Origin of the sequence: uncultured Romboutsia sp. (genome assembly GCF_958366745.1) — a bacterium.
GTDB classification, from domain to species: domain Bacteria; phylum Bacillota; class Clostridia; order Peptostreptococcales; family Peptostreptococcaceae; genus Romboutsia; species Romboutsia timonensis.
Window position 1 is genome coordinate 1 of the sequence record NZ_CATXCO010000171.1, and the last position, 5,212, is coordinate 5,212.

Consider the following 5,212-nt stretch of genomic DNA (forward strand, 5'->3'; position numbering starts at 1 on the left):
GGCATAAGCTGCGTTACTGCATCATTTCCAACTGGCATATAGTGGAAATACCATATAAATCGGCTACCTTTTTCTATTAACATATCTAAAAAATCGTCACTAGTAACACTGTATACATTTTGACTTGTATAACATACTGATGTTCCAAATAATATACCATACTCTTTTAATTTTTCCATGCCTGTCATAATCTTATCATATACGCCTTCTCCACGTCTTTCATCGTTAACTTCTTTGCTACCATCTATACTAACAGACATAGTGAAGTTTCCTACATCAACAACTCGTTTACAAAATTCATCATCAATTAAAGTCCCATTAGTAAATGCATGAAATTCACAATCATTATGTTTTTCACATAACTTTAGTAAATCATCTTTTCTAGTTAATGGCTCTCCTCCTGTGTATAAGTAAAAATAAATTCCAAGCTCTTTTCCTTGTGTAATAATATTGTCTAACTCATCGTAACTTAAGCTTAATTTATGTCCATACTCAGCTGCCCAACAACCTTTACATCTTAAATTACATGCACTAGTTGGGTCAATAAGTATTGCCCATGGTATATTACACTCATGTACTTCTCTCATTTTACGTATTTTTTTAGTACTATAAAGACCTGCTTCAAATCCAAGATTAAGTGCTGCTGTTTTAATTATATTAGGATGAATCTCATCTAATGCCTTATTTAAGTATTTCATCCATTTTCCATCAGGATCTTGTATTAAACTTCTAGCACCTTCATATGATTCTTTTGGATAATTATCTCCCATAAAACGTTCTGATAAATCTACTAATTTCATTAAGCTTTTCTCTCTATCTTTGTTTACATATTTTATAGTAGAATTTATTAAAGCGCTAAATGCAACTCTTGAAGCTTCATGTGTTAAACCCATAAAAAGTCCCCCCTATCTAAAATCTAAAAATTGTATATATTCCACTCAGAATTAATATAGTACCTCCAACTAGATAAGATTTTACTTTATGTTCATAACCTATAAAGTATCCTAAGTAAACTCCTAGTATTACAGATAATGTACTTATTGAAATTAAAATTGATGATATCATTAATATATTAGCTTTAAGTATTAAAAACCCAATACTAATAAAAAATACCTTTAAACTAAATAATAATGATGTTGATACTATGTCTTTATACATTGTACCTATACCTGAAAGTCTTTCTTCTATAAATTCGTTATTAAAACCTTTTTTTAGTAAATTAATACCAATTACAATAAATATAATCCCTGCGAAACCTTTCCCTAATTCATTAAATTCATGTTTTAATATAGGAATATTTATAGCTAAGTTACCAAGTATAATTGCTATAGATTGAAATATTACAAATATAATACCCATCTTCATTAGTTTATTTATATTTACTTTATTTATTATTGAGCCCTTACAAAGCATTACACTAAATATATCTAATGAAATAGCTATTGAAATTAGTATTACTTCTATTACTCTCACACTTATGACCTCATTTCATAAAATCTCTGAGTAATGACTTTTTAGTTGTATAATCTAATCTATGAATAAATAAAAAAAATTTACATATTCAATACTTTTATTTTGTAAAAGCTATATATACAAATTTATAGATTTGTATATTTCTAATTTTTTCATAGATATTAAATCTTTAAAATACTTATATATTTATAAAAATATAAGTGTATATTAACATAAAAAAGTTGCCATAAATATTAGATATAAAATGGCAACTTTTTTCTATAATATGTACTATTTTTATATTTCTATTAATTTATATTCTTTATTTCCTAACCCTAATTTAACAGCATGGTCTATACATACTTCCCAATTAGTTTCTGGATGATTATTTATAAAGTGATCACTTGTATGTTGTTCTTTTTCTCCTAAATAACTATCTCTTATAACAACTTGTTTATTAGCTGCATCAACACAAGCCATATCAAGTGCAACTGGGTCAAATGATGCAAACATTCCCACATCTGGAATAATTGCCGCATCATTTTCTGCATGACAATCACAGTTTGGTGATACATTAACTACAAAACTTATATGGAAATGTTCTTTTCCACTAAGTACTGCTTTTGAGTACTCTGCTATTTTTTTATTTAATATATCATTTGCAGAATATTCAAGGTTTTCTATTGCATCAAAATTACAAGTTCCTATACATCGTCCACATCCTACACATTTATCATGATTTATATTTGCTTTTTTATTTTCGTTAAAACTAATGGCACCATGAGCACACATTTTCCTACAAGCTCCACAAGATACACATTTATCTTGATTTACAACTGGTTTTCCACTACAATGCATTTCCATTTTACCAGCACGAGAACCACATCCCATACCTATATTTTTTAATGCCCCACCAAATCCAGTTGATTCATGACCTTTAAAGTGATTCATACTTATAAATATATCTGCATCTGCTATAGATTGACCAATTTTAGCTTCTTTAACATATTCTCCACCTTCAACTGGTATAATTGCTTCATCAGTTCCCTTAAGACCATCAGCTATTATAACATGACATCCTGTAGCAAATGGATTATATCCATTTTCATAAGCTGCATCCATATGCTCTATTGCGTTTTTTCTTCTTCCTACATAAAGAGTGTTACAATCTGTTAAAAATGGCTTTCCTTTTTTAGACTTTATTAAATCTACTATTACTTTAGAATAATTTGGTCTTAAATATGCTAAGTTTCCTGGTTCTCCAAAATGAATTTTAATTGCTACAAATTTTTCATTAAAATCAATATTTTCTATCCCTGCTTTTTTAACTAATCTGTCTAACTTTTGTAGTAATGTCATATTAGAATTAGTTCTTAAATTAGTAAAGTACACCTTAGATTTATTCATCTCTATTTCCTCCTATTGTATCACTTCTATATTATTATAGTATAAAAAATTATATATAACTATTTTATATAACGCTTATTTTGTAAATAATATATATTTATATAGTAGTTTATAATTTTATATACATAAATAAACCTTTGTACTAAAATATATTATATATTTATATCTAGGAGGGATATTATGGACAAAGTAGGGTTGATTTTAGAAGGCGGTGGTATGAGAGGAATTTATACTGCTGGTGTTTTAGATTTCTTTATCGATAAAAATATAGAAGTTGATTTAGTTGTCGGTGTTTCTGCAGGAGGATGCCATGCAGCTTCATATTTATCAAAACAATATAATAGAGCCTTTAGAACTAATATTGACTATTTGCATGATAAAGAATATCTTAGTTTTAGAAATTTAATAAAAACTGGTTCTATATTTGGTATGGATTTAATGTTTAATAAAATTCCTAATGAATTATACCCTTATGATTATGAAACATTTAATAAATCTAAAAGTAAATTTACCGTAGTTGCTACAAACTGTGAGACAGGAGAAGCTGAGTATTTTCAGCTAAAAGATATGAAAAAAGATATAATGTATCTACAAGCATCTTGTTCTATACCTATGTTTGCAAATATCGTAAAAGTTGATGGCTATAAACTAGTAGATGGTGGTGTATCTGATTCTATTCCCATAGAGTATGCCTTAAAACAAGGATGTAATAAAAATATAGTAGTGCTTACTAGAGATAGAACTTACAGAAAAAGTAAAGTAAAGTTCATATCTGCTATAAAAAGAAAGTATAAAAAATATCCCAAATTAGTGAAATCTATTGAAAATAGACATCTAAACTATAATAAAAGTTTAGATTTAATAAAATCTTTAGAAGAAAAAGAGGAAGTTTTTGTTATACGACCTAAATCTCCAGTTAAAGTTAGCCAGGTTGAAAAAAATAAAGAGAAATTAATAGCATTATATAATGATGGTTATAATGATGCTAAAGACTCATATGAAAAAATTATAGAATTTATAAATAAGTAAATAAAAAATTCGCTACGCTCATGTCGCCAACGATATGACACTCGCTACCGCTTTGAGCAACGTGTTGGCGAAGCATTTCGGTCACATCCGTTGCTCAAAATGTCATTTTTACGTTTCTGAAGTTATTGATATTATTTATATTTATAAGTTATCAACAAAAAATTTTATATCATAATTTCATGGTACGTAAAAAATGCTTAACTTGATAAATTTGAAATATTTAAATTATATTTATCAAGTTAAGCATTTTTATTAATATTAAGCTACTATACTAATAATATCAATGTCCCAATTACAATCATAATAAGTCCTATAAATGACTTCTTGTTTAACTTTTCCTTTAAGAATACATATGAAAATGCAACTGTAACCAATATACTTAATTTATCTATAGGAACCACAACACTTGCTTCTCCATCTTGAAGTGCTTTATAATAACATAACCATGAAAGTCCTGTTGTTATACCAGATAAACCTATAAATACCCAGCTCTTCTTATCTATATTCTTTATATCTCCTTGTTTCTTAGTTACAAACACAACTATCCAAGCCATAATAAGAACTACTATTGTACGAATTGCTGTTCCAAGATTTGATTCAATACCTGATATGCCTATTTTTCCAAGAATGGAAGTTAAGCTAGCAAATACTGCTGATAGTATTGCATAAAACATCCATTTGTTACTTTCTATAGATTTTTCATCTTCCTCTTTTCTTATAATCATCATGTATGTACCTATAGCAATAGCTATCATTCCAAGTATTTTTGTAAATTTAAGACTTTCTCCTAGTATTATAAATGCAAGTATCATAGTTAGTACTGTACTTGATTTATCTATAGGTGTTACTTTATTTACATCTCCAAGTTGAAGTGCTTTAAAATAACATAACCATGATCCTCCTGTTGCCAATCCAGATAAGATTAAAAATATCAATGTTTTATTACTTATATCTGATATAGTGTTAAAAGATCCAACTATAAAAACCATCAACCATGAAAAAATTAATATAATAATAGTTCGTATTGCTGTTGCCACATTTGAATCAACATTTTTAATTCCTATTTTAGCTAAAATTGCTGTTAATCCCGCAAATAATGCAGCACCAAATGCAAATAATATCCACATTAAATCTTCCTCCTTATTACCTAATTTATACAATATAATATTAAATAATTATACTGCGTCTAGTTATTTGTATATTTAATACTATTCTACTTTAAATGATAATTATTTTCAAATACTTTTTGCAATTATATGATAAATAAAAAAATATGCATTAATTTAATTAATGCATATTTTTTATTTATTTTATGAAAGTGTTT

General features: G+C 27.1%; 5 protein-coding genes. 1 reads left to right on the top strand and 4 read right to left on the bottom strand.

The window, feature by feature from the left end:
• The 3 genes from Q5F54_RS10290 to Q5F54_RS10300 form a co-directional block, all read right to left on the bottom strand.
• Positions 1 to 893: radical SAM protein (locus Q5F54_RS10290; protein WP_302334373.1), on the bottom strand; the 893-nt coding region annotated here is incomplete at its 3' end.
• Between the two features lie 16 nt (positions 894 to 909).
• Positions 910 to 1,473: a manganese efflux pump gene (locus Q5F54_RS10295; RefSeq protein ID WP_302334374.1), complete on the bottom strand. Its 564-nt coding sequence runs from the start codon at positions 1,471 to 1,473 to the stop codon at positions 910 to 912.
• 276 nt (positions 1,474 to 1,749) lie between these two features.
• Positions 1,750 to 2,859, bottom strand: a complete 1,110-nt coding sequence (locus tag Q5F54_RS10300) for a DUF362 domain-containing protein (protein WP_302334375.1) — start codon at positions 2,857 to 2,859, stop codon at positions 1,750 to 1,752.
• A 180-nt stretch (positions 2,860 to 3,039) separates the two neighbouring features.
• On the opposite strand from Q5F54_RS10300, the gene Q5F54_RS10305 reads away from it, so the two are divergent.
• Positions 3,040 to 3,888 (top strand): patatin family protein, encoded by an 849-nt coding sequence (locus Q5F54_RS10305; RefSeq protein ID WP_302334376.1) that lies wholly within the window; start codon positions 3,040 to 3,042, stop codon positions 3,886 to 3,888.
• Positions 3,889 to 4,154: 266 nt separating this feature from the next.
• Here the strand turns inward: Q5F54_RS10305 and Q5F54_RS10310 are convergent, their stop codons facing one another.
• Positions 4,155 to 5,015 (bottom strand): EamA family transporter, encoded by an 861-nt coding sequence (locus tag Q5F54_RS10310; RefSeq protein ID WP_281537815.1) that lies wholly within the window; start codon positions 5,013 to 5,015, stop codon positions 4,155 to 4,157.
• Between the last annotated feature and the right edge of the window lie 197 nt (positions 5,016 to 5,212).